We start from the raw sequence: 24557 nt of genomic DNA, 5'->3' as shown, positions 1-24557 counted from the left end.
TAGTCCATGGTAGGAATATGCTATAATGTTTTTCTTAACGACGTTATCATTTTACATAACGACTGATATTCGTTATATAATTTATCAAAGTCATCTTCCTTGATAATGTTTCTTCTTTTTGCGATAAATAAGCAAGCTACAACTTCTATTGCTGACCTTAACGAATAACCAAGGAAGGTGCTAAAAACAGCATTTGTTTGTCCCGTACATCCTTCCGCAATATTAAGTACAACAGAATCTGCCGCTCTTTTTATTTGAGAAGTTAATATAAATAATTCTTCTTTTGGAAAGTTGTTTTTGGTTAGCGTATTAATCTCATCAGTTAACTCTAATGCCTTTTGCCAAACCTGAAGATTTTCGAATTTAAATGCCATTGCTTTTGCTATGGTCCATTGTCCATGGACTATCGACCAATTAATCCTCGTCTAATAAACGTTTTGTTATCGGCTGGTAGCTGTCAATCCTTCTGTCGCGTAAAAAAGGCCAGTGGCTTCTATAGTAATCAGATTTATCTAAATCCAACTCCTGTACTACAACTTCTTCCTGGTCGTGTGATGTTTGATGGATAATGGCGCCAAACGGATTGGCAAAAAATGATCCGCCCCAGAATTTTACGCCGGCTTCTTCGCCTACGCGGTTGATGCTCACAACGTGTATGCCATTGGCAACAGCGTGCGAGCGCTGGATGGTTTGCCATGCGTTGTATTGTTCAATATTTGTAGCCTCGTCCTGGATGGTGGCCCAGCCAATGGCTGTTGGATAAAACAGGATATCGGCACCCATCAACGCAGTAATGCGTGCTGCTTCAGGGTACCACTGGTCCCAGCAGATCAATACACCTAAACGCCCGTATTTGGTATTGAAAACTTTATAGCCCAGGTCGCCGGGGGTAAAGTAAAATTTTTCGTAAAAACCCGGATCATCGGGAATATGCATTTTGCGGTATTTGCCAAGGTAGCCGCCGTCGGCATCCAATACAGCTGTTGTATTGTGATATACACCTTGTGCACGCTTCTCAAAAAGCGATGCAATGATTACTACGTTTAACTCAGCAGCAACTTTTGACAGTTCATCGGTTGATGGGCCGGGGATAGCTTCGGCCAGTTTAAAGTTGTCGTAATCTTCTACATCGCAAAAATAAAGCGAGGTAAATAGTTCCTGTAAGCAAACAATCTGCGCACCTTTGGCAGCTGCTTCCCTTACTTTAACAATAGCCTTTTGCAGGTTCTGCTGCTTATCTGCAGTACAGCTCATTTGCACAATGCCAACTTTTACTTTGTTCATACCTATAAAAATTTGCGCAAAAATAACAATTGAAATCAGGATTGCGCCGATTTATGTTATTGATTACACTTATTTGAAACTGTTATTACGCTGAGGTTATAATTGATTACAGTGCCTTAACAAGCTAATGCAGGTTAGTTAATATTGGTTTTTAATTTTGTAAAATATTAGTGGCAGCATTTGTTAAATCACAATTCAAATTTAGCTAAATAAAAAAATACACATAGCTTTGCGGCACATGGCAGTAAACGAACAAGAAATACCCGCTCCCAAAACCTTTAAGCAGCAGCTGTGGAACGCTGCCAAATTAGTGCTTAAAATTGCAGTTACATCGGGATTACTTTACTGGGTTTTTACCAAGGTAGATTTTAGCAAGGTAAAAGACAGGCTGCTGCATGCCAATTATTGGTGGATGCTGGTTGCCGTTATTTGTTACTTCTGCTCTATGTTGGCTTCATCATGGCGTTTGCTTAGCTTTTTTAAATCGATAAAATTAAATTTAAATCCCTGGTATAATTTACGGTTATACTTCCTTGGCCTGTTTTATAACATGCTGTTACCCGGCGGTATCGGTGGCGATGGCTACAAAATATTTATATTAAATAAGGCTCACAAAGTTCCCGGAAAAAAGCTGTTTTGGGCCATAATGTTTGATAGGTTAAGCGGCCTTTGGGCAATAGGTTTAATAACTGTGGGACTTATCTTTTTAATTCCGCAAATTGATATTCATATTGCCATCCCTGGTAGTATCTTCTTTGCTGCATCGGCTATTTATTATTTTGTAGCCTACAAGTTTTTTAGAGAATACACCACTTATTTTTTCCAGGCGCATTTAAAAGCGCTGATAGTACAGGGTATGCAGTTATTAGCCATTATTTGCGTAATGATTGGCCAGGACTTTACCGGCAAGTACTCGCCTTACCTGTTGTCGTTTTTGATATCGGCCCTGGCATCTATCCTGCCAATTACTGTTGGCGGCGCCGGTGCGCGTGAAGCCATATTTACCAAATTATCGGATATTTTCCCTATGGATAAAGGGCTTGCCGTATTTTTGCCATCCTCTTTTTACCTCATATCACTATTGGTAGCCTTGTTCGGGGTTTATTATGTGATCCGTCCGGCGCGTTTGGAAAAAGGGTTAGACAAATCAATTTTTGAGGGCGAAACCGTTGATGAGAATAAATCCGCTGCCGAAAAATAAAGTTTGCGGGTAAACCTAATTAGCTAATTTTACGTTCTGTTTTAAACCAATTAAACGTAAATGAACTTTAATGATTTTAATAATCCGCAGGTTGCGGCATTGCCCGGTCATTTAAAACAATTTATAGTCGACCAACATTACGAGCATTACACGCCTATTGACCACGCGGTTTGGCGCTATGTAATGCGGCAAAATTATAGCTATCTTAAGGATGTAGCCTACTATCCTTACATCCCCGGTTTAACCAAAGCCGGCCTTACCATCGAACGGATTCCCGATTTGCAGGAAATGAACGATGCTCTGGCTAAAATAGGCTGGGGAGCCGTTACCGTTGATGGTTTTATACCGCCTGCGGCCTTCATGGAATACCAGGCCTGCAGGGTGCTGGTTATTGCTGCCGATATCCGGCAATCGCGACATATTGAGTATACACCGGCACCCGATATTATACACGAATCGGCAGGGCATGCGCCAATTATTGCCGATAAGGATTACCACGAATATTTGAGCTATTTTGGGTCGATAGGGGCAAAGGCTATGTTTTCGGCACAGGATTTTGAACTTTATGAAGCCATAAGGGCTTTATCGATATTAAAAGAAATGCCGGATGCAGACCCCGAGCAGATCAAAAAGGCCGAAGAGTTATTGGCCTACAGGCAGGAAAACATGGGCGAACCATCAGAAATGGCGCTGCTAAGCCGCCTGCATTGGTGGACGGTAGAATATGGCCTGATTGGTACACTCGAAAACCCGAAAATATACGGGGCCGGCCTGCTATCGTCAATAGGCGAGAGTGCCAGCTGTATGACGGCCGGCGTTAAAAAGCTTTGGTATACCATAGATGCCGTAAACTATAGTTATGATATTACCAAAACACAGCCGCAGCTTTTTGTAACGCCAACTTTCCAAAACCTGATAGATGTATTGGAGCAGTTTGCCAATACCATGGCGTTCCGCCGGGGCGGTGCTTATGGTTTAGGCAAGGCTGTCGAAAGTAAAAATACCTGCACCGTAGTTTATAGCTCTGGCCTGCAGGTTTCCGGCACCGTTACCGAATTTAAGTTGGATAGAGACGGCCAGCCCTGTTTTATTAAAATCACCGAGCCTGCTGCTTTGGCAGTAAATAATAAACAGCTAAAGGGGCATGGCAAAACCTATCATCGTAACGGCTTTAGCTCACCGGTTGGCAAGCTGAAAAACTTTGGCCCGATTGAAGATTGGGACGTTGCCGAATTGGAAAGTATCGGCATCAGCATAAACCAAAACGCGGTGCTGAATTTTGAAAGCGGTATTACTGTGAAAGGGAAAGTAAAAGGCATACTGGAAAATGAAGGCAAAACGAGCCTCATTACTTTTGCAGACTGTACGGTAACCGACCACAACGATACAATACTGTTCGACCCATCATGGGGTGTTTATGATATGGCTGTTGGCCAACATGTAACCTCGGTGTTTTGCGGCGCTGCCGATAAAGAAGCTTTTGAGGAGGCTGTTTATAAATCAAAAACGGCAACCCATCATGTGGAATATGATTTTAAAAGTAAAGAACTTCATAAGCTTTACAAACAGGTTCGGGATTGCCGCCAAAAACAAGGCGATTATGGTTTTTTAGGTAATGTTTGGCTCAAACTGCAAAAAGACCATCATGACGACTGGCTTTGTGCCCTGGAAATACTGGAACTTTTGGAGCATGAGGATATTGAGCCACTATTAGCATCCGACATCCGGAATTTTCTGCAACAAAAAGCAAAAGATCAGCCCGAGCTAAAAAAACTGATTGACGATGGTTTTTACCTGATAGCACATCCGGTTGAGCAAAAATTGGTATTTTAGGCCGGGTTTTATTGCTATCGGTGTTGATGCCGCAAAGTAATAAAGGATGGTTTGCGCCCGGTAATCAGTGCTGCAAATAACTCATTTTATATCAAACTATCGTTCCCCCTTCAGGGGGTTAGGGGGCTTAACTTATGAATATCATTATAACAGGCGCCAGCAGCGGCGTAGGATTTGAAGCTGTAATTGAATTGATACTATCCGGTAATCATAAAGTAATAGCCCTTGCGCGATCGCAGGATAAACTGGAGCGTTTGCTGGAAATAGCCAATGGCCTTAACCCCGATTGCCAGTTGTACGCGCTTACATTTGATATCGTACACGATGATTACGAAGGCCTGCTTCAGTTTATTAAAGCCAACTTTGATAACCGGGTTGATATTTTAATTAACAATGCCGGCGTACTCATCAATAAGCCGTTTATGGAATTGCAGGAAACTGATTTTGTAGAAATGCTGCAAAGTAATTTTATAGGACACGTGCGCATAATACAAGCTTTATTGCCCCTGGTACCAGGGGGCGGTCATATTGTAAATATTGGTAGCATGGGCGGCTACCAGGGCAGCGCTAAGTTTCCGGGCCTGGCGGCTTATTCGGCAAGTAAATCGGCATTACACACTTTAACCGAGTGCCTGGCCCAGGAACTGGCCGGCCAGGATATTAAAGTGAATTGCCTGGCATTAGGATCGGCACAAACCGAAATGCTGGAAAAGGCTTTTCCAGGTTATGAATCGCCTGTTTTGGCATTTGAAATGGGGAAATATGTTGCCGATTTTGCGCTTACCGGCCATAGGTTTTTCAATGGTAAAGTTTTGCCCGTTGCGGTGAGTACGCCCTAAATTAATATTTGATTATTATAAATATTTTATAACTTAGATATAGTAAAATATGCCATAATCATCTGCTATGGATACAAGATTCATATCCTTTTTTACGCATTCAAAAGATATATTTTTTGTAATGGATATGAGCGGTGTAATATTGCACACTAACCCGGCTTTCCAACATTTATTTAATTATACTGAAGCCGAACTGGCTGGAATAAATATTGCCGACATATGCCACCCGGCCGATAAGGAACGCAAAGAAGAATCAGTTGCCAGGTTGGTTGCGGATAAAAAACTAATAGGGTATCAAAGCCGTGTTAAAGCCAAGGACGGTTGTTATTACAACGTTACCTGGTCTATCCTGCTTAACGACGACAACCTTATTTATTCAACAGGGAGCCCTGTTATCGGCATTGTTGACGCTGTAAGCGATGATATAGTGCAACATACCATCCAAAGTCTTAACGAAGGTTTTATTGTACTTGATGCAGGGTGGAATGTTTTGGCTTTTAATCCGGCTTTCCTGGCAATGACCAATTTAGATGCAGGCCAGGTCTCCTTATCGAGGCTTACGGAGATCGAAAGCCTCGGTTTAACACCCAGGGTAACCGACGAATTTCAGCGGTCGCTGGCCAGGAAACAATCATTACAGGTACAGTATTTAAATTCATTTTCCAACTCGTGGTTGCGTATGAATGTATATCCATACGATAATAAGTTGGCCGTTTTTATCCGGGACATTACCGAAATTATGATCCAGCAATGGGTTTTAACCCTGGAAAAGAAGGTGTTAGAGTTAAATACTGCATCAAGATACACCCTTGCGCAAACAACCAACGAATTATTAATGGGAATTGAAGGTATTTTTCCGGAAATGATATGCTCGGTTTTGGAGGTTGATGATGCGCAGGAAAAATTACATAATCTTGCTGCCCCGCAGCTACCTAAAGCTTATTGTGATGCAATTGAAAACCTATCGGTAGGCCCACATGTTGGTTCATGTGGTACAGCGGTGTTTCATAGGAGGCAGGTTATAGTAACCGATATTGAAAATGATTTTCTTTGGGCCGATTATGCCGGCCTGGCTAAACAGTTTGGATTAAAAGCATGTTGGTCTACCCCGGTTATCAGTTCAAAAGGATCAAAAGTTTTGGCGGTGTTTGGTATTTATTATAACTGTGTACGTGAACCCAATGATAGCGAACTTCAATTGATTGGGCGCACCGTAAATATTTTGCGGGTTTTGATAGAAAGCAAAAGAAACGAGGAAAATATACTGGATCAAAACAACCGGCTACACTCGATAGCTAATATAAGCTCGCATGAACTCAGGCGGCCGGTGGCTACCATCCTCGGTCTTGTCAATTTATTCGATCGGGATGATATGCTAAATCCTTTGAATAAAGAAATAGTTACCCACCTTGATACCACTGCTCGTGAACTGGACGAAGTGATTCACAATATTGTCGAAAAAACCGTTTATATGCGGGTTAATGATACAGAGATGTATGGCGAAGAAGTAAAAGGAGGAAGGTAAACCATATCAAATGTTCTATAGGAAAATAATTACTAAAAATACGTTGCAAAAACATTTAGCCGAAGCTACGGTTAGTTTGCTTGGCATGGCCCGTGATTTGGCATGGAATACGATATCTGATAATTGTTTATATATTATTAGTAACCTTAAAGAACGGGAAGAGGAATTTGGCGTACGAGGTAAGGTTTCGAAAGCTAGATACGATAAAATGGAGCCGCAATATTTAGCCGATATTATGCCTCAGATGTTAACGTTGTATCCCGACCTTTATGATATTAACCTGTTTGTTTATAAAGCTTCAAACGAGCGTACTATAATTGAAATTGGGTATTATCCTAAGAGTGCTTTGGATGAAGATTACAGAAAAACGATTGAAAATAATCCACCAATGCTTCATAGTAAAGTTTCGCAACCTTTTTATTATCATCTTAATGGAAAAAAAAAGTTCGACATCAACTGGCAAAACAACTCACTTTCCTTTAAAGTAAATTCCTTTCGGGTCAAGTTTAAATATAGGTTTTACAGGACAATTGGCCGGGATTATTATGCTATATTGACAAAACAACCTTGAAACGGTTTGTATAGTAACTAATAAACTTCAAAAAATCAGTGAGGAGCCATTTCAGGCTATCGGAATAGTAAACCAAAAAGTGCTCCCTTTTCCCGGTTCGCTTTCAACGCCTATCTGCCCTTCATGTTTTTTAATAATCTCGGCGCTGATGTACAACCCTAAGCCTAATCCTCCTGTTTGAAAGCCGGCTGTTTCAACCCGGTAATAGCGCTCAAAAATGCGCTTTGCTTCTTCCGGCCGGATACCAGGCCCTTTATCTGTTACGCTAACCCTGGCCATATCGTTTATTTTTTCAATCGATACAATAATATCTTTTGAGCGGGGGGCGTATTTTACCGCGTTGTTAATAAAGTTTACCAACACCTGGTCAATCTGGTGCTCGTCGGCAAATACCTCCAGTTCAAGATCACCTGTTACTATTGTTTTATATTCTTCGGCCAGCCGTATTTCGCTGCTGCCGGCGCTTACTATTTTTGAAAGTACAAAGGCCGATTTGGTCAATTGCAGGCGGTCCTGGTTTATTCTGCTTAAGTTTAACAGATCTTCAACAAGGGCTGTTATTTTATGCATACTCCTGCTTGATTGGGCTATCAGCTTAGGCAGCATGGGCGAAGTAAGATTGTTAACCAACCGCTCCAATAATTGCAAAGAACCTTTCAGGCTGGTCATAGGGGTTTTAAGCTCATGACTGGCAATGCTAATAAAGTCGTCTTTTTGCTGTTGCAGCTCCTTAAGCTGGTTTATTTCGGTTGCTGTGCCAATCCACATTTCTGTTTCGCCTTCTTCGTTTTTAACCGGTACCATCCTGGTTAAATGCCAGCGAAATTCCCCGTCGGTACCTTTAATCCTGTTTTCGAAACCGCCACCATCACTTAAGCCCAATTGCATATCCCTGAATTTGTTAAGGGCTGCTTCCACATCGTCAGGATGCATCGCTTCTTTCCAGCCATATCCTTTACTGGCTTCAAAATCGAGGCCGGTATAGTCGTACCATCTTTTGTTAAAAAAAGTTGCCTCCGCGTTATTATCAACGGTCCATGCCATTTGCGATATGGTTTCAAACATGGTCCTAAAACGGGTTTCACTATCGGCCAAAGCCTTGGTACGCTTTAAAATACGGTCTTCCAATTCGGTATTAAGCACTTGCAAGCTTTCGCGCGATTGTTCCAACAGTTCATTTGATGTAAATAACTGTTCGTTTGTAACGGCAAGTTCTTCGTTGGTGCAAGCCAATTCTTCATTTACAGCCCGTAGCTCTTCATTAAAGTTTTGCAATTCATTATTGGCGTTGGCAAGTTCTTCGGCCATCTCCAATTCTTTTTTCCTTGATTCTGCCAGGGCCAGTTTATTTAACTCCTGTTCCGTTACATTTTTGGCAATACTTAGCAGGTATGCTACCTTGCCTTCGCTATCAAAAATTGGCGTAAGTTCGGTTTGCGCCCAACCCTGAACGGTAGTACCCCCTGGAACAGGAATTTCGAAATAAAGCAATGGGAGCTTAACGTGTTTTTTTTGTTCTACGGCTTCAATGAGCCCATTTTTTAGCAGGCTTAATTGTTCTTCGCTGTTTTTGTCCCAGGGTTTAAAAACATCAAACGTATCCTTGCCAATCATTGCATCTGCGGGCATAGCGGTTGCATTTATCCGCGCCTCATTCATAGCTATTATTGTAAACCGCGGTATGTTGGGTTCAATAATAGTCATTGGGAAACCAATCTGATTAAATACAGTTTCAAACATGTGGGCTTGTCCGGCATCCATACGGGTAGATATAATTGGACTCAAATATACTATTCAAAACCCAAAGCCACTTATTAGCGTGGCCTATAATATAGGGAAATGTTATTTGAGATATTTAAAATACGAATAAGGCCATTTCTGTAAAAAGGTAACTTATTTTTGGCGCAAGACGTTAAGAAAACCAGCGCCTTTTCTTGAGCCTGTATGCGAAAGACATCAATAATACACACCTCTTACAATCGGCCGGAACGGGAAAAAACCATAAGTTTTTTCCCAATCCGGCGTCATGGGTAAATGGATGTAATTGACTACAAGCCCCTCATTTCTCATCGTCTTTATTTACCGGTGCAACAAACCACCTACCCGAAACCTTTTTTACTTCCCTGGCTTTCTCTTCATCAATACTTGCATCAGGCGCTTTGGGATCTTCGGCCGCCTGGGGTTGGTTTACGGTTTTTACTCTTCAGCCTTTCGCACCTACTTTTAAAAAGTCGTTTACCACAATTTCAGATACGTAGCGTTTAATGCCGTCTTTATCCACGTAATTGCGGTTAGCCAGTTTACCCTCAATAGCTACTTCATCGCCTTTTTTGAGTAAATCTTCGGCACGTTTGGCTGTGGCGTTCCAGAAGACCAGGTTGTGCCAGGTAGTATCGGTTATTTTTTCGCCTTTGTCATTTTTATAACTTTCGTTGGTGGCAAGGGATAACCGCACCATTTTTTTATCGCTGTCAAAAGTTTTTACTTCCGGGTCCATACCTAAGTTGCCTACAAGGCGTACACTGTTTCTTAATGTGTTCATCGTTTTATTTTTTAATGTTACTGTTTGTTTTGATAACGATACAAAGGTGCAGCTACCCCGAAAATTTAACCGGATAATAACCGTTTACAGTCGATAGTATCCATTTGTAAGCGTTTGCAAACGGATAAATAATTATCTAACTTTATCACATGAACCAGGAAAGAAACTGTTTGGATTGCGGCGAACCTCTGCACGGCCGGGCCGATAAAAAATTCTGTAACGACCTATGCCGCAACAATTATAACAACCAGCTCAACAGCAACAGCTATAACCTGGTGCGCAATATCAATAACATATTACGGCGCAACCGCCGCGTGCTGGAGGAGCTAAACCCAACCGGCAAAACCAAAACCACCCGAAAAAAAATGACGGCTAAAGGTTTTGATTTTGACCATATCACCAGTATCTATCAAACCAAAACAGGGTCGACTTATATGTTTTGCTATGAATATGGATATTTGTTATTGGATGGGGATGAGGTGTTGTTGGTGAAGAGGGAAGGGGAGCGAGAATAATATGAAAATAATTATAAAGATAGCCAGGGTGTTGTTGTCTATTGCGTTGATGTTTTTATTATTTTTTTGGATGCTATTTCACGGAAGCGGGCATAATATTCCATTAAAAACGGACCTGACTTTTGTATATGCCATAGGAACTGTAATTGTCTTATTAGTGTGTCTTTACGTTTTTAATTTAAGATATAAAAACAACACTAAATAGTTGGAACTTAAGTTCATAAGAGGATTGATCTAAGTGTTAGGGATTGAAACGGATACCGGCCAATGTGGTTAAGGCCTGTGCAGTATGAGTGTAAAGCCCGGGCCGCAGGCAACACCATAGATTTAGTATCAAGTAGTTAGTATCAAGTATCAAGATTTTTTGATGAGGAGAAAAGCAGATTTCAGGTGTGCGGATGATTTTGTCTGAACAGGAATTTGTCGAATTAGCGGAATTTTTCGAATTAAATTCTGTTCATTCTTTAATTCTGAAAATTCCGGTTCAGACAACCTCCGGTTCAGACAAAAATCATCAATTAAAAAAATCCGAAATCCAAATTCCGAAATTCCAAATCAAATCCTATCTTTGCCCATGCAAGAAAAAATCCTTATTCTTGACTTTGGCTCGCAATTCACCCAACTTATAGCGCGCCGTGTCAGGGAGCTCAATATTTACTGTGAGATCCACCCCTTTAATCATTATCCCGAAATTGACAGCAGCGTAAAAGGTATCATCCTTTCCGGCAGCCCGTATTCTGTACGGCAGGAAGATGCACCCCGTTTTGATTTTGATCAATTTCATAACACCCGCCCAATTTTAGGGGTTTGTTACGGGGCGCAGTACGTGGCGCATTTTCACGGTGGCGAGGTATTGGCATCGAGCACCCGCGAATACGGCCGTGCTAATTTAGATTACGTTAACCGCGAAAACCCGCTGTTTAAAAATATTCCCGAAAATTCGCAGGTGTGGATGTCGCATGCGGATACCATCGCACGCATTGCCGATAATTTTGAGGTTATTGCCAGTACCGATACCGTGAAGGTTGCGGCTTACCAGGTTACAGGCACCCAAACTTACGGCATCCAGTTTCACCCCGAGGTTACCCACAGTATTGATGGCAAGCAGTTGCTGCAAAACTTTTTGGTTGATATTTGCGGCTGCCACCAGGACTGGACACCCGATTCGTTCATTGAAACTACCATTGCCGCTTTAAAAGAAAAACTGGGCGATGATAAAGTAGTTTTAGGCTTATCGGGCGGCGTTGATTCATCGGTTGCGGCGGTATTGCTGCACCATGCTATTGGTGCAAACCTGCATTGTATTTTTGTTGATAACGGCCTGCTACGTAAAGGCGAGTATGAGCAGGTGCTCGATTCGTACAAACACATGGGCTTAAATATAAAAGGCATTGATGCCAAACAACGCTTTTACGATGCGCTGGCCGGCTTAAGCGACCCCGAAAAGAAACGTAAAGCCATTGGCCGTGTATTTATTGAAGTTTTTGATGATGCAGCGCACGAGGTGCAGGACGTAAAATGGCTTGGCCAGGGTACCATTTACCCGGATGTTATCGAATCGGTTTCTGTTAAAGGGCCATCGGCTACTATTAAATCGCACCATAACGTTGGCGGACTGCCTGATTTTATGAAGCTGAAGGTTGTTGAACCTTTAAACACCCTGTTTAAAGACGAAGTTAGGCGTGTTGGCAAAGCATTAGGTATCGATCCTAATATTTTAGGCAGGCACCCGTTTCCTGGTCCGGGCCTGGCTATCAGGATATTGGGCGATGTTACGCCAGAAAAAGTTGCTATATTACAAGAGGCCGATGCGATTTATATCAACAATTTACGCAGTTACGGTGTTTACGATAAGGTTTGGCAGGCAGGCGCTATATTTTTACCTGTACAATCGGTAGGGGTAATGGGCGATGAGCGTACTTACGAGAATGTAATTTGCCTTCGTGCTGTTGAATCGTTGGATGGAATGACCGCCGATTGGTGCCATTTACCGTACGATTTGCTGGCCAAGATCAGTAACGAGATCATTAACAACGTAAAAGGAATTAACCGGGTAGTATATGATATCAGTTCGAAACCACCTGCTACAATTGAGTGGGAATAAATGGTTACTGTTTTTTATAACGGCGCTGGTACTGGCTGCATGTTCGCCAAAAGTGCGGCAGGTAGCGCCTGTTAAAAAACCAACTGACGCAGAAGCCGAAAAGCCAAAGATTGCTGAAAAGCCGCCCGTGAAACCGGCTGCTTCCAAACCTTTAACTATAGCTATGGTATTGCCGCTGGGTTTAGATCACCTGAAACCCGGCGCCAGGTATACTTCGCCCGGCTTAACCAAGGCCAATATGAGCGTGGAATATTACCAGGGCTTTAAACTTGCCCTGGATTCGCTAACAGCCGGCGGCGCCAATTTTAAACTCCGGCTGTACGATTCAAAGGACGAGGCCGCGCAGGCGCATAGCCTCGGCTTTAATCCCCTCATCAAAAACAGCGACCTGATTGTTGGCCCGGTTTTTCCTGATGGCATGAAAGTTTTTACAGCAGTGCTTAATACAAAGTCGCCGGTTGTTTCACCGCTTTCGCCTGCATCTCCGGGCACCATCAACAGCGATAATTTAATTACGGTAATGCCCCCCCTGGAGTACCATGGCTCTGGTGCAGCGCAGTACATTAATGATAAGCTAAAACCCAAAAAAATATTTATCCTTCGCTCGGGCTTTAGCCAGGAGCAGGATTATGTACGGGGCTTTAAAAATGCTACGGATAGTTTGAGCAATAAGAAGGTTAAGGTAATTATAGTCACCATTTCAAAAGGCCAGTTGGGTGGATTAATACCTCAGCTATCTAAAAAGGAACAAAATATATTTGTAGTAGCCGCCACCGACCAGGCTTTTTTGACAGTTACGTTAAAATCCCTGGATACATTAAACAGGCATTATCCCGTAACCCTGTTTGGCCATCCCAGTTGGGAAAAGTTTAGTTTTTTGAAGATAGATATTTTGCAGCGGCTTAAAACCCATATTACATCCGGCGATCAGGTTGATTATAAATCGGATGCCAATATGGAATTTGTTAGGGTTTATCACCGCGCGTACCATGTGGAACCTACCGACTTTGCCATTAAGGGCTTTGACGAGGGGATGTACTTTGGCCGCCAATTGATTGATAATAACTTTGCAACATTGGATAAAACCGACTATGTAGGCCTGCACAACCGGTTTCATTTTATTAAGAAAAATGGACTGGGATGGGTAAATACGCATGTAAATGTGTTAATGTATGCTAACTTTGAGCTTAAACAGGTAGAATGAAGGCTATAAACCAGCTTAAAACGTTTCAGCGCATAATAGGGGAGTACCCGGTTGATACGCCCTTAAGTAAATTTTTACCCGGTTTTTACAGGCAAAACAAACAAATGGGCTCAACCGACAGGCGGGTAGCCAGCCGTTTGGTTTATAATTACTTTCGCCTCGGGCAGGCCCTGCCCAACCTGGCAACCGATGAACGCCTGATAGTTGCCGAGTTTTTATGCAATACCCAAAGCAATTCGTTTTTACTGCATTTTAAGCCCGACTGGGCGGCTTGCATTAATTTTACTATTGATGATAAGCTTACGCTGATAAAGAGCGCCTACCCCGCGTTTAAGCTGGAAGATGTATTCCCCTGGACGTCACAGATCTCGGTGGGAATTGATAAGGATGCATTCCTGAAATCATTTTTTTGCCAGCCCGATTTGTTTATCCGGGTACGCAACGGCTACGACCACCTGGTTAAAGCAGAACTGAATAAGGCTGGAGTTGTATTTAAAGATGAAGGCAACGGCTGCTACGCTTTGCCTAACGGAACCAGGCTCGAAACCATCTTTGCAAAACAAAACTGGTTCGAGGTGCAGGACCTTTCCTCGCAGCAAACCGGCGATTTTTTTAGGCCGCAACGCTGGGACAACTGGTGGGATGCCTGCGCGGCATCGGGCGGTAAGTCGCTATTGTTGCACGAGGACGAACCCAATATTAAGCTGGTTGTATCCGATATCCGCGAATCGGTTTTAGCCAACCTGGATGAGCGCTTCCAGTTAGCCGGTCTAACCAAATACCAAAAAAAAGTACTCGACCTTACTACCAATATCGATCAAACCCTGCACGATTACGAGTTTGACGGGATCATCCTCGATGCCCCCTGCAGCGGCTCGGGTACCTGGGGCCGCACCCCCGAAATGATAGCCCAGTTTATGCCGGCTAAAATCGAATTCTTTCAGCGCCTGCAAAAAGGCATCGCCCAAAACGTGGTGAAATACCTTAAGCCCGGCAAGCCACTTATTTACATTACCTGCTCGGCCTTTAAAGGCGAGAATGAGGATGTTGTTGATTACCTGGTGAAAGAGTTGGGCTTGAAGCTGGAAGAAAGTAAGGTGTTAAAGGGGTATGAACATAAGGCGGATACGATGTTTGTGGCGAGGCTTTTAGCAATTTGAAAATTTGAGGATTTGAAAATTTGAAAATGCCAACCGTCGCGAGGTTTTAACTCGTGACAAAAGCTGGTTTCAGCTTTCAGCTGAACTGCGTAAGCTATAAGCTTACAACAGTTTAACCCACGAGTTACGCTTCGCTAACCTCGCGGGAGTTGAGCAATTTGACTATTTGGGTTTAAATAAAAACGCAGCTGCAATACCTGTACCTATTAATCCAATGGGTAAATAAACCTGTCCTGGTATCAAAATGGCAGATATAATAGCAAGCAAAATTCCAATTGCTATTTTTATTAGGGCGATGTTAAAGAAAGGCTTGTTCTCTTTAGTTACTTCGACTATTTGTTGAACTGTCAGATTTTTGATCACCTGTTTAATCATTTCCTCAGGTATGCCTTCTTTATCCATCCGCGCTCTGATTACTTCGTAATCATACCCTTGTTGCAGTAATCTTGATGCCAAAAGATAGGCCCTCTTTTTTAGTTCTTCGCTCATGATAAACTTTCAATGTGATTTTTGATGTGTTTTAGGGCTGTCGCTTTTCTCTTAACTTCTTCTTCAAAATCATCAACTATTTGAAAATCATTAATCAACCACATAAAATCCTCTTCGCCTAAGTAGCCGGTTAAAGCAATGTTAATAGCTTCCTGTTGAATTTTCCTGTTGCCGTCAAGTTGGGTTATCTTAATATCGATAGCAAAGGTTCCATCATCAAACTGGTATAAAATATATTGCCATGCGCTGGTATCAACTGTTATTTTAATACCTCGTTCGTTTTCCAATTGCACGATGCCTTTCCAATCTTTAACCGGTTTGGATGGCAAAAAATGCCAGCCTTTGCAATTTGGAGCTAAGGCAATCACTTGTTGGGTATATTCCAGCAGATCGATGTTTAGGTTGGGTGAAATAGCCAAAAACTGTAGTTCATCTGTCCATGGGCCGATCTCCCAGCTAACAGCACCAAGACGGTTCACCCGATCATCCAACTGGTAAATAAGCGTTTGATTATTGGCGTGATCTAAAAGTGCATCGGATATGATTTTAAACCAGTCCCAAAACTTGTTGATTTTGTTAGCGTCAAATGCCATTTATGAGTAAGATAAAGTTTAAGCTAATAGAAAAACTCCCCCTTCAGGGGGCCGGGGGGCTTCGCCTACAAATGCGTATTGGCCCTAAACAACTTTATCGCTATCGCCAGCAAAATTATCCCAAACGATTTTCGCAAAATACTTAGCCCAACCGGGCCTAAAAGCTTCTCTATCCATTTCACATTTTTAAGCACAAGGTAAACTACAATGGTGTTTAGCACAATGCCTACAATAATGTTTTGGGTTTGATATTGAGATTTTAAAGATAATAGTGTAGTCATGGTTCCCGCACCCGCTATCAGCGGGAAAGCTATGGGCACTATCGATGCAGAAAGCGGTACCTCTTCCTTAAAAAAGTCGACACCCAATACCATTTCCATGGCGATGATAAAGATCACCAGCGAGCCGGCTATTGCGAAGGAAGAGATATCCAGGCCAATAATGGCCAGCAGTTCATCGCCCACAAATAAAAATACTACCATTAATATCAGTACCGCTATGCTTGCTTTTTCCGATTCGATGTGCCCTACACGCTGGCGTACCTGTATAATTACAGGTATGGCGCCAAGGATGTCAATAATGGCAAACAGGATCATCGTAACAGACAATATTTCCCTGAAAATTAATGGGTGCATGGCTTTAGGGTTTTGTGTTTTTTTAACTTTAACCGGAAACTGAGCAAAGTTGCAATTAAAGCTCCGGTATAAAAAGAACTTAACAAAAAAGGTCCTGAATTTTCAGAACCTTTTTTGTTTGTATTGATATTGTTTATCAGTTACTCAATAAATTTGGGGTTAATAGGGTCAACGGCGGCTTCAACCTTGCCATGCCTTACATGCGAACGTTTGACGCTGTAACCAAAATATACAACAAAGCCTATCAGTAACCAAACAATAAGCCTTGCCCAGTTTTCCCAGCCTTCACTGGCTATCATACATAAGCAAATGATTGCGCCCAGCGGACAAACCACCATATACCATGGCGTTTTAAACGGACGAACAATATTTGGATCGGTTCTTCTTAAAATGAATATACCCAAGCATACCAGCACAAACGCAAACAAGGTACCAATGCTCACCATATCTCCAACATATTTATCCGGAATAAAACCGGCAAATAACGATACGAAAATAAAGAACAACCATTGCGATTTGTAAGGGGTACGGTATTTGGGATGTAATTTTGAAAACACTTTAGGGATTAAACCATCGGTGCTCATGGTATAAAATACACGGGTTTGGCCCATCAGCATCACCAGGATAACTGAAGAGAAACCTGCAAGGATAGATACCGTTACAAATGACGCTAACCATCCATAGCCAGGCATGGCAGTTTTAATGGCATAGCTCACCGATGCTTCTTTACCCTGGATCAGGAAATCTTTATATGATACCAAACCGGTTAATACATGCGAGAACAGGATATATAGAGCTGTACAGATAACCAGTGATATCAGGATCCCTTTTGGCATATCGCGTTGTGGGTTTTTAGCTTCCTGCGCCGCGGTTGATACGGCATCAAAACCAATAAAGGCAAAAAATACTACACTCGCCCCGCGTAATACACCCAGCCAGCCGTGGTTAAAAGTATCGGCATAATCAACAATACCCGCGCTAACTTTAATTTTACCGGCATCGGCAGGAATAGTATAAGGGGTATGGAAAGCCGGATTAATAAAATGCCAGCCTAAGCCGATGATCATTAATACAATAGCTACTTTAATTACAACAATGATGTTATTTACAATTGCCGACTCGGCCGTACCGCGAATTAACAGCAAGGTAAGCAGGAAAAGGATGAGGATAGCGGGCAGATTTACGATACCTCTTGTGCCTAATTCGCCAACGTACATGCCGGCGGTAGTATTTGAGGTTTCCATAAACGAGTGCGACCAGGCGTAGGGAATATGTACATTAAAAAATGTATGCAAAAACTCGTTAAAATACTGCGACCAGCCTATCGAAACAGTAGCAGCGCCCAAAGCATATTCGAGCACCAAATCCCAGCCGATGATCCAGGCGATGAACTCGCCCATGGTGGCGTAAGAGTAGGTGTAGGCTGATCCTGCGATGGGGATCATACTGGCAAATTCTGCGTAACATAAGCCGGCCAATGCGCAACCCGCTGCCGCTATCAGAAATGAAATGGTAACAGCCGGACCGGCATGTTCGCCTGCTGCCGCTGCCGTTCGTACAAAGATACCGGCACCTATAATTGCGCCAATACCCAGTGCTATAAGCGATCCAACGCCTAAAGTTCTTTTAAGCGTTTTCTCCGTTTCTGCCGAAGCAGCCATCAATTGCGCAATAGGTTTTTTAATAAATAACTTCATGTTTAATTAGTAAGATCAGTCGTAAAAAAATTAAAAATTCACATTTCCCCAAACGTACTTAAATTTATTGAAAAGTTAAAGGGCAGAATGTAACAATGGGTGCGAATTAATATCCCAAATTATAGTTTGAAAATGAAGCGTTTACAGTTGGGTTCAAACCATGATTAATACGTTGTTGTTACAATATCGCCGGGTAACACGCGCCACATCAGGCCCTGGTATAGCGATTACTCAAAGTTATGCAGCTTTTTTAATGCTATTAAGCTGTAGGCCGTTGTACAGGTAACCTTCATCGTGTCTGCCTGTATCACATTATTATCAAAAATGTATTGTTTTTCTTCCGACAGCACCGTATCCCCTTTTACTTTACAATCAATATAACCCGTTTGGTCATCATAGGTGCCCAATTTAAGGCTGAAGTTTGCCGAATCGGTAAGGTAGGCGGTAGTGGATGTTTCAAACAAACCCGTGCGGTAAATCTGGATGTACAGGTTGCTGTCTTTAGCAATGGTGTATTTGAACCTGTTTGGGCTTTTGCCGTTTTTGCAGGAGGCGAGGGCAAGGGCCAGTATAAAAGCTAAATACCGATGATTCATTGTTTGAGCGCAAAATAATTTGGAGAGACATCGGTTAATAATTTGAACAAAATCAAAAAAGCGATAATGAACAGGACAGATTTCATGATGCCCAATTTAACTAAAATAGGTTAATAAGATAAAACGCAACTAAAGATTGACTTTCATTCTGTTCATTCTCAAATTCTGCCAATTCTGATTCAGATAAGTGTTAGGGATAGCAGCGGATACCGGCCAGCGTGGTTAAGGCCTGTGCAGTATGAGCGGATAGCCCGGCCGCAGGCAACACCCAATTACGTATAAGTGGTGTTTACCCAAACTCAGGTGCCTTTTGAAAAGATACCCTGAGCGAAGATCATATGGATGGAAATACTTTTTCATTTAGAGGACGGTACAGAAACACCCTAACCTATCGTGAATGCTTATCTCGCGGTAAACTTACTAATGTCGGTAATTATCACTATCGCAAACCCTATCAGTATAACCAGAAAAAACAGGTGCCCTGCAAAATAATACATTCTAAACCTGTTAAAGGGTTCTTTATGTGTGTAACTTTTAATTATATAAAAAAGCGCCATTAGAACAAGTACATAAACTGCTAATACCGGGAGCAGAATGGCAAATGCGCCAATGATTGGATTGATGCCGTTAAATAAGGATGAATATAAAGCAATCCATACGCACGTATAAAATGCCAGCCTATAAAAAAGCCTGGATTTTTTATAGTATTTATAAGCACTGTTACCGGCTTCCATTTAGTTCAAAACTTTTGAATTTAATCTCTACTGACCAGCCTTTAAAGACAATAACGAGCTAAATATCCACCCGATGGTTTTAATGCTTCTTGATTTACCATCCACATTTTGTAACACTTCGGCCTGGCTGTTTACAAGGTACACCTTACTCCATTGTCCGTTTGTTTCTATCAAGCCCACCTCATAACCTTTTGTTAATTTTTTAAGGACAGGGGCATTGGTCGAGAATGAATTTCTAAAATTGGTGCCATCGGTATTTACCACATAAATTCTACCTGTGTTGTTTGAATGGCCGTACACATTTGTTTTAAATGTATCCCAGGGGAATGCCGGTCCGGGATCTGGTTTGCGCGCCGGGGAGATATCATCATGGCCAACGGCTGCAATCAAATGATAGGTATCAAACAATACTTTGCAAAGCTTGTACAGGGCTTGTAACTGGGCATCCGGAAACGTGCGCCAGTAATGGTTGTTTTTGCCCGTCCAAAATTTATGCTTATGATCAATTTTCATAAACTTATCGCCGTCGGTAGCCGGGTAAATTTTTACACCGTCGTCTGTAACGCGTTTAAAAGTATTATCTGCCAGCTTTTCTGCAAAGCCCGGGTTTACAATTTCGATACCGATGGCATGATAGTTAAAACTATCTACCCCATCCCAGGTGCTGGTACCCGCATGATTTGCCCTGTGATTAAAAGGCACCAGCTGCGTAATGGTGCCATCGGTGTTTAATACGATATGCGCGGCAATCCTGTCGGGGTTCGAGTGGGTGTCCATAAACCAATTTATTGCCGACTGCGCGGTATCGGTGGCGGTATAATGAATTACCAGGTAATCGGGATCAATAGGGTCCCTGGCATTCCCGGATTTAGAAATTTTTATTTTTTCGGCATTCGAGTCGGCTTCTAACCAGTGATTTGTAATTTTCATATAGATGCAGGTAAGGTTTAACTAATTGATTGTGTTTGGGTTATTAAAGGTAGATAGAAATAATAAAATAAAACCACTTTTCAGATCTTTTTTATAATTGATGATGTTGAAGGGGATATAGGCGGGTATTCGCCATATTTATAAAATAATTTTGCCCCGCTTATTATTAAATAAACAGATACTATTATGGGCGTAAAATTTATGGAATCGCGGTATATGATTGCAACTGTAAGCAGTATTGCCGAGATTTATCCAAATAAAATTCAGTTGTTTTACAGCTAAACACAGCGATGCCCAACAAAGCGTTCAAAATTTATTATTTAAGCGAAACAGCGGTTACCGTTGAGTTTGGGCAGCAAATTGCCGAAGAATTGCTAAACGCAGTCAACAGCTTAAACCTGTTGCTTCACCAACAGCCATTTCCGGGTTTTAATACAACGGTGCCGGCCTATTCTACTTTAACTGTTTTTTATGATCCTGTTATAGTGATCAAATCTGATTTACCGGGCGCAGGCTGCTTTGCCAAGGTATCGGGCTACCTGGATGATTTAAAATTTCAAAAGAAAACGGCCAAGCCGGCCGGGGGGGATATTATCACGATCCCGGTATGTTATGGTGGCAGTTTTGGTCCTGATTTGGAAGAGGTTGCCGATTCACACCATATCAGCATGGCCGAGGTAATTAAATTGCACAGTGCGGCTACATATAAAGTTTACATGATAGGCTTTGTTCCCGGCTTTGCTTATTTAGGCGGTATGGATGAACGATTGGCAACACCCCGTAAAGCAGCGCCGCGAAAATTGGTACCGGCAGGGGCAGTGGGTATAGCCGGGCAGCAAACGGGCGTATACCCATTGCATACACCGGGCGGCTGGCAAATTATTGGGCAAACACCCCTCAAAATGTTCGATCGTGATCGCGGGCAGCCATCGCTGCTAAAGGCTGGCGATATGGTTGTTTTTAAAGCTATTGATATACACGAGTTTAATGAATTATTGGCCGGGTAATATGCAGATAAGAATATTAAAACCCGGTTTAATGACCACCATACAGGATTTGGGGCGCTACCAATATCTTTCGCATGCGGTGCCGGTGTCGGGAGCTATGGATACGTTATCGGCGCGTATTGCAAACATAGTCGTTGGTAATGGCGACAACGCCGCCGTAATTGAATTTACCTATGCTGATGCGGAATTTGTTGCCGAAACCGACCTGCTGATTGCTTATGCAGGTGAGGGCGCGGTATTTCAATCAGGTGAACAAGTATTGCCACCGGAGCGTCCTCTTTTTGTCCCATCGGGAGCCATCATAAAATTAATAAATAACCCATCGGGCAGCCGCACTTACCTGGCCATTGCCGGTGGCTGGGATGTGCCCGAAATTTTGGGAAGCAAAAGTACCTGCCTGGTCGCCGAGTTTGGCGGGTTTGAAGGCCGGGTGTTAAAACGCGGTGATGTGCTCATAAATGGGCAAAAATTAACAAGTATTGCACAAGTAATAGTAGAAAAATTCAGAGAAATACAAAAAAGTGTAAAGAAAGATCAGGTTTTTTACCTTCCATGGAGCATTCCCCGGCGCGCGCATTTGCCGACCGATGGTAAAACAATAAGGGTGGTGCCGGGTAACGAATTTGGCTGGTTTAATGGCCGCAGCATCGCCAATTTTTTGTCGGAACCATACATCATTGGCAGGCAAAGTAACCGCATGGGCTACCATTTGGAAGGCGCAGTGATGGAACGTTTAAAAAAGGATGAATTGTTAAGTACCGCCGTAACACAAGGCACCATACAGGTTACCGGCAACGGCAGCATGGTGCTTTTGATGGCCGATTGCCAAACTACCGGAGGGTATCCGCGAATAGCGCAGGTAGCCGCTGTAGATATGACTTTATGCGCCCAGCTTAAACCCGGCAACGCCATTTATTTTAAAGATATCACCCGGCGTGAAGCAGAAATGCTGTATATTGAACGTGAACAACAATTGCACCAGCTAACCATTGCTGTGCAAAACAAATTTTTATAAAATACTACCATGCAAAGCATAGACCTGAACTGCGATATGGGCGAAGCATTTGGCAACTACCCCATGCCCAACGACGAAACCCTGATGGACTACATTACATCGGCCAACATAGCCTGCGGCTTTCACGCGGGCGACCCGGAGGTAATGCAGCATACCGTTGGCATGGCGGTAAAAAAAGGCGTGGCCATTGGCGCACACCCCGGCTTGCCCGATTTGCAGGGCTTTGGCAGGCGCGAAATGAAGATATCGGCAAATGAAGCCTATCAGATGACACTTTACCAGATAGGTGCCCTATCGGGTTTTGTTAAAGCTGCTTACGGTAAACTTCATCACGTAAAGGCACATGGGGCATTATACAATATGGCTGCTAAGGATGTTAATTTGGCTAAAGCTATTGCCGAGGCTGTGCACGATTTTGATTCTTCGCTGATATTGTATGGGCTGGCCAATAGCGAAATGATTACCTGGGCCAAAAAACTGGGTTTGACTACCGCATCCGAAGTATTTGCCGACCGTACTTACCAGGACGATGGCTCGCTTACCCCGCGTACCCAGAGCAACGCGCTGATAACCGACGAGCAGCAATCCATCAGCCAGGTGCTGATGATGGTAAAACAACAGCAAGTGATTTCGGCCAATAATAAAACCATCGGCCTTAAAGCCGAAACGCTATGCCTGCACGGCGATGGCGCGCATGCCGTTGAATTTGCCAAAAAGATAAACGAGAAACTGAAAGCCGAAGGCATAAGCATTAAAGCACCTGCGCAATAAATGAAAAAACAGCGTAACTGGAGTGTGTTAATGGGGGCCGCCTTCCTGATGGCGTCGTCGGCTATAGGGCCGGGGTTTTTAACACAAACCGCAGTATTTACCGCGCAGTTGGGCGCCAGTTTTGGTTTTGTGATATTGCTTTCGGTGGTGCTGGATGCTATTGCCCAGCTCAACATCTGGCGTATTATTACCGTGGCCGGTAAACCCGCGCAGGATATTGCCAACCAGCTTTTGCCTGGCTTAGGTTACTTTATTTCGCTGCTGGTGTTTTTGGGTGGTATGGCGTTCAACATTGGCAATATTGCGGGGGCCGGGTTGGGCCTCAACGTCTTGTTTGGCGTAAGCGTAGGGCAGGGGGCAGTTATGAGCGGCATTGTGGCCATCGGCATATTTATTTATAAAGAATCGGGTAAGGCGATGGATTTGTTTGCCAAATGCATGGGATGCCTCAAAATAGCGCTGGCTTTGTATGTTGCTTACATCAGCAACCCGCCGCTGGCCCAGGCGGCCATCAGGGCGGTAAATCCCACGCAGTTTAGCTTTACCGCGGTATTAACTATTGTTGGCGGCACCGTTGGCGGCTATATTACTTTTGCCGGGGCACACCGCCTGCTGGATGCAAAGATCACCGGTCAGCAAAATTTGCCGGTGGTTAACCGGGGGGCTTTAAGTGCCATCGGGTTGGCATCGCTGATGCGGTTGTTGTTGTTTATAGCTGCTTTGGGGGTTATAACTGCCGGCGGCAAGCTCGATCCGGCTAATCCGGCGGCTTCTATATTTCAGCTGGCTGCGGGGCAGGTGGGTTACAAACTTTTTGGGGTTATTATCTGGGCGGCCGGGATCTCTTCGGTGGTGGGCTCGGCGTATACATCGGTTTCGTTTATCAGGAGTTTTAGTCCGCTGATATTGAAATGGAACCGCGAAATTATTATCGGTTTCATTATGATATCCTGCTGTATATTTTTGGCTATAGGTAAGCCGGTGAAAATACTATTGGTAGTTGGGGCCATCAACGGCTTTATATTGCCAGTTGCCCTGGGCGTAATGCTGGTTGCGGCTTACCGGTCAAAAATCATCGCGACCTACAAACAGCCTTTATGGCTTACCATTTTAGGGGTACTGGTAGTTGGCACCATGACCTGGATGAGCATTGGGGCGATAGGGCAGATGTTGGGGTGGTGAGTAGTGAGTGGTGAGTAGTGAGTGGTGAGTAGTGAGTAGTGAGTAGTGAGTAGTGAGTGGTGAGTAGTGAGTGGTGAGTGGTGAGTGGTGAGTCAGTTCGCTGTCCGATTCTCTGGTTTCGGATGATTAT

At 43.2% G+C, this 24557-nt stretch carries 23 protein-coding genes and 1 pseudogene; 13 read left to right on the top strand and 11 right to left on the bottom strand.

Features of this window, described 5'->3' with window-relative positions; genetic code table 11:
• Positions 1-20 precede the first annotated feature (20 nt).
• Positions 21-374: a four helix bundle protein gene (locus PQ469_RS18160; protein WP_274208950.1), complete on the bottom strand. Its 354-nt coding sequence runs from the start codon at positions 372-374 to the stop codon at positions 21-23.
• 40 nt (positions 375-414) lie between these two features.
• Positions 415-1284 (bottom strand): carbon-nitrogen hydrolase, encoded by an 870-nt coding sequence (locus tag PQ469_RS18155; RefSeq protein ID WP_274208949.1) that lies wholly within the window; start codon positions 1282-1284, stop codon positions 415-417.
• A 238-nt stretch (positions 1285-1522) separates the two neighbouring features.
• On the opposite strand from PQ469_RS18155, the gene PQ469_RS18150 reads away from it, so the two are divergent.
• From PQ469_RS18150 to PQ469_RS18130, 5 genes are all read left to right on the top strand, one after another.
• Entirely contained in the window at positions 1523-2485 is a 963-nt protein-coding gene (locus PQ469_RS18150; RefSeq protein ID WP_274208948.1) for a lysylphosphatidylglycerol synthase transmembrane domain-containing protein, read from the top strand.
• 60 nt (positions 2486-2545) lie between these two features.
• On the top strand, positions 2546-4318 hold the full coding sequence (locus PQ469_RS18145) for an aromatic amino acid hydroxylase (RefSeq protein ID WP_274208947.1): 1773 nt from the start codon (positions 2546-2548) through the stop codon (positions 4316-4318).
• 134 nt (positions 4319-4452) lie between these two features.
• A complete protein-coding gene (locus tag PQ469_RS18140) occupies positions 4453-5157 on the top strand; it encodes an SDR family NAD(P)-dependent oxidoreductase (protein ID WP_090645602.1) in 705 nt (234 codons plus the stop codon).
• A gap of 67 nt (positions 5158-5224) precedes the next feature.
• The gene (locus PQ469_RS18135) at positions 5225-6682 is read left to right on the top strand and encodes a PAS domain S-box protein (protein WP_274208944.1); all 1458 of its coding nucleotides are present in this window, start codon (positions 5225-5227) and stop codon (positions 6680-6682) included.
• Between the two features lie 43 nt (positions 6683-6725).
• A complete protein-coding gene (locus PQ469_RS18130; RefSeq protein WP_274208942.1) occupies positions 6726-7253 on the top strand; it encodes a hypothetical protein in 528 nt (175 codons plus the stop codon).
• 51 nt (positions 7254-7304) lie between these two features.
• On the opposite strand, the gene PQ469_RS31410 is transcribed toward PQ469_RS18130, so the two are convergent.
• The 3 genes and pseudogenes from PQ469_RS31410 to PQ469_RS18120 all read right to left on the bottom strand — a co-directional run bounded on the left by PQ469_RS31410 (position 7305) and on the right by PQ469_RS18120 (position 9795).
• Positions 7305-7922: a sensor histidine kinase gene (locus tag PQ469_RS31410; RefSeq protein ID WP_443192812.1), complete on the bottom strand. Its 618-nt coding sequence runs from the start codon at positions 7920-7922 to the stop codon at positions 7305-7307.
• 105 nt (positions 7923-8027) lie between these two features.
• Positions 8028-8297 (bottom strand): annotated as a pseudogene (locus tag PQ469_RS31405) (PAS domain-containing protein); the annotation flags it as partial.
• Positions 8298-9456: 1159 nt separating this feature from the next.
• Positions 9457-9795 (bottom strand): single-stranded DNA-binding protein, encoded by a 339-nt coding sequence (locus PQ469_RS18120; RefSeq protein WP_090645614.1) that lies wholly within the window; start codon positions 9793-9795, stop codon positions 9457-9459.
• 149 nt (positions 9796-9944) lie between these two features.
• Between PQ469_RS18120 and PQ469_RS18115 the strand changes: the two genes are divergently transcribed.
• The 4 genes from PQ469_RS18115 (at position 9945) to PQ469_RS18100 (ending at position 14778) form a co-directional block, all read left to right on the top strand.
• Positions 9945-10310 (top strand): hypothetical protein, encoded by a 366-nt coding sequence (locus tag PQ469_RS18115; protein ID WP_274208940.1) that lies wholly within the window; start codon positions 9945-9947, stop codon positions 10308-10310.
• 574 nt (positions 10311-10884) lie between these two features.
• Positions 10885-12414: a glutamine-hydrolyzing GMP synthase gene (guaA, locus tag PQ469_RS18110; protein WP_274208939.1), complete on the top strand. Its 1530-nt coding sequence runs from the start codon at positions 10885-10887 to the stop codon at positions 12412-12414.
• On the top strand, positions 12371-13618 hold the full coding sequence (locus PQ469_RS18105; RefSeq protein ID WP_274208937.1) for an ABC transporter substrate-binding protein: 1248 nt from the start codon (positions 12371-12373) through the stop codon (positions 13616-13618). Before guaA ends, PQ469_RS18105 begins: the two co-directional genes overlap by 44 nt.
• Entirely contained in the window at positions 13615-14778 is a 1164-nt protein-coding gene (locus tag PQ469_RS18100; protein ID WP_274208936.1) for an RsmB/NOP family class I SAM-dependent RNA methyltransferase, read from the top strand. Before PQ469_RS18105 ends, PQ469_RS18100 begins: the two co-directional genes overlap by 4 nt.
• Before the next feature lie 162 nt (positions 14779-14940).
• On the opposite strand, the gene PQ469_RS18095 is transcribed toward PQ469_RS18100, so the two are convergent.
• The 6 genes from PQ469_RS18095 to PQ469_RS18070 all read right to left on the bottom strand — a co-directional run bounded on the left by PQ469_RS18095 (position 14941) and on the right by PQ469_RS18070 (position 20452).
• Positions 14941-15267, bottom strand: a complete 327-nt coding sequence (locus tag PQ469_RS18095) for a hypothetical protein (protein WP_274208935.1) — start codon at positions 15265-15267, stop codon at positions 14941-14943.
• Positions 15264-15860 (bottom strand): hypothetical protein, encoded by a 597-nt coding sequence (locus PQ469_RS18090; protein ID WP_274208933.1) that lies wholly within the window; start codon positions 15858-15860, stop codon positions 15264-15266. Before PQ469_RS18090 ends, PQ469_RS18095 begins: the two co-directional genes overlap by 4 nt.
• Before the next feature lie 65 nt (positions 15861-15925).
• Positions 15926-16495: a MarC family protein gene (locus tag PQ469_RS18085; RefSeq protein ID WP_090645642.1), complete on the bottom strand. Its 570-nt coding sequence runs from the start codon at positions 16493-16495 to the stop codon at positions 15926-15928.
• Between the two features lie 140 nt (positions 16496-16635).
• Positions 16636-18192 carry an amino acid permease gene (locus PQ469_RS18080; protein ID WP_090645647.1) on the bottom strand — a complete coding sequence of 519 codons (1557 nt, stop codon included), beginning with the start codon at positions 18190-18192 and terminating at the stop codon, positions 16636-16638.
• A 227-nt stretch (positions 18193-18419) separates the two neighbouring features.
• Positions 18420-18788, bottom strand: coding sequence for a hypothetical protein (locus PQ469_RS18075; RefSeq protein WP_274208932.1), 369 nt, complete (start codon positions 18786-18788; stop codon positions 18420-18422).
• A 761-nt stretch (positions 18789-19549) separates the two neighbouring features.
• The gene (locus tag PQ469_RS18070) at positions 19550-20452 is read right to left on the bottom strand and encodes an N-acetylmuramoyl-L-alanine amidase (protein WP_274208931.1); all 903 of its coding nucleotides are present in this window, start codon (positions 20450-20452) and stop codon (positions 19550-19552) included.
• A 290-nt stretch (positions 20453-20742) separates the two neighbouring features.
• On the opposite strand from PQ469_RS18070, the gene pxpB reads away from it, so the two are divergent.
• Genes pxpB through PQ469_RS18050 form a run of 4 tightly spaced genes read left to right on the top strand, consistent with a single transcriptional unit; the run spans position 20743 to position 24427 of the window.
• A complete protein-coding gene (gene pxpB / locus PQ469_RS18065; protein WP_274208930.1) occupies positions 20743-21459 on the top strand; it encodes a 5-oxoprolinase subunit PxpB in 717 nt (238 codons plus the stop codon).
• Position 21460: 1 nt separating this feature from the next.
• The gene (locus PQ469_RS18060; protein ID WP_274208929.1) at positions 21461-22474 is read left to right on the top strand and encodes a 5-oxoprolinase subunit C family protein; all 1014 of its coding nucleotides are present in this window, start codon (positions 21461-21463) and stop codon (positions 22472-22474) included.
• 9 nt (positions 22475-22483) lie between these two features.
• Entirely contained in the window at positions 22484-23245 is a 762-nt protein-coding gene (gene pxpA / locus PQ469_RS18055; protein WP_274208928.1) for a 5-oxoprolinase subunit PxpA, read from the top strand.
• Entirely contained in the window at positions 23246-24427 is a 1182-nt protein-coding gene (locus tag PQ469_RS18050) for an NRAMP family divalent metal transporter (RefSeq protein ID WP_274208927.1), read from the top strand.
• The last annotated feature ends 130 nt before the right edge of the window (positions 24428-24557 follow it).

The sequence above is a fragment of the Mucilaginibacter sp. KACC 22773 genome (genome assembly GCF_028736215.1).
In the GTDB taxonomy this organism is placed as follows: domain Bacteria; phylum Bacteroidota; class Bacteroidia; order Sphingobacteriales; family Sphingobacteriaceae; genus Mucilaginibacter.
The sequence above is the reverse complement of the archived record's forward strand: the minus strand, read 5'-3'. Positions and strand labels throughout refer to the sequence as shown.